Origin of the sequence: Paenibacillus tritici, from assembly GCF_013204885.1 — a bacterium.
GTDB lineage: Bacteria > Bacillota > Bacilli > Paenibacillales > Paenibacillaceae > Paenibacillus_AQ > Paenibacillus_AQ tritici.
The window spans coordinates 1-1,229 of sequence record NZ_JABMKX010000042.1 but is presented as its reverse complement, the minus strand read 5'-3'; the positions used below and the strand labels follow the sequence as shown (position 1 = coordinate 1,229).

The window sequence follows — 1,229 nt, the reverse complement described above, 5'->3', positions numbered from 1 at the left end:
TAAGCCTGTTGATTACCTATATTCTGGTAATTAAATCAATAGCATGGGCTAAATAAATCTTCCACTCCACAGGTAGCCTTTGCAGCGTAAATAACCGATCAAACTCGGCGAACGTTAATCTAGCGCTAACATGCACCTTAGTATTCCCCTGCTCAAACAGAAACTTTAGCAACACATAAACCAATAAAGCTACGTACAGCTGCCCATACACTGCATTTTCTGTGGTTCCAAACAACTTAGGGATGTTTAAATGCTGCTTGATCCAGCGAAAAAAAACTTCAATCTGCCAACGTTTCTTATAGATGTCTGCTATGGCTTCTGGGGAGTGCCAGTGCAAGTTTGTCGCAAGAAGGACGGGATTCCCTTTAGGATCTTTAAGAATCACCACCCGAAACCGATTCTTGGTGAGTGCCTTAACCTTTCCTAATTGGCACGTCAAATCCTGCTCGACACTTCCCTCAAAAGGGCGATTTCGCAGGCGCGTGATCGGATTGACGAGCGTGGTATTATCTTTAAGCCGAATGACAAAATATTGCCGCTCTTTCTGTTCTTGATAGCGATCAAACAGCCCGTGCTTCCCGTAAGCGCGGTCTCCCACCAAAATATATAGGCTGTCCAGCAGGGAGGCGCAGCTGGTTAAATCATGCCGTTCGGCCGTGGTCTCCGTCACTTTGTGTAATTCATTCGAGTCCCCAACTAATCCGACATGCAGCTTCACACCTGCTTTTTGGCCTTTGAGGGGTGCCCAAGGTAGCCGACCGACACCGACGGAAATGGTGGTAGAATCCACGATTAACAGCTCTTTTGGGATACCGAGCGTACGCTTCGTTTTCCGATTACACAGCCCGATCATGAGCGTCAGCAAACGCTTAAATAATTGAAAATCAACCCCTTTGGCCTTTTTAGAAAGCGTTGAGTAATTCACCGCATGTTGCCCGTAAAGGGACATCCGTTGTGCGCCGTCTCGGTATCCGTCCCACTGCTGGAATGCAGCTTCAGCTAAAAACAAAAACAAATCATAAACGGTAAACTTACGCGCAACGTCAACATACTTTAATTCTTTTAAGATCGGTTTTATCTGTTCCTCGGGAATCAGCAATTGCAGAATATTTGATATTGAAGTAGACTTTTTCATGAGGTCGCCTCGTTTCGTATGTTTGTAGGGGTACAAACACTTTAACGAATCAGCGGCCTTTTTGCTACCTTATTTTGGGTAATCAACAGGCTTA

At 45.2% G+C, this 1,229-nt stretch carries 1 protein-coding gene; it reads right to left on the bottom strand.

Annotated elements, in window-relative coordinates:
- Positions 1 to 16: 16 nt before the first annotated feature.
- Entirely contained in the window at positions 17 to 1,135 is a 1,119-nt protein-coding gene (locus HQN87_RS31955) for an IS4 family transposase (protein ID WP_173141379.1), read from the bottom strand.
- Positions 1,136 to 1,229 lie beyond the last annotated feature (94 nt).

What these genes read in the sequence shown, in the direction of transcription:
- HQN87_RS31955 (WP_173141379.1), bottom strand. Translation starts at nt 1,135, where the DNA reads ATGAAAAAGTCTACTTCAATATCAAATATTCTGCAATTGCTGATTCCC.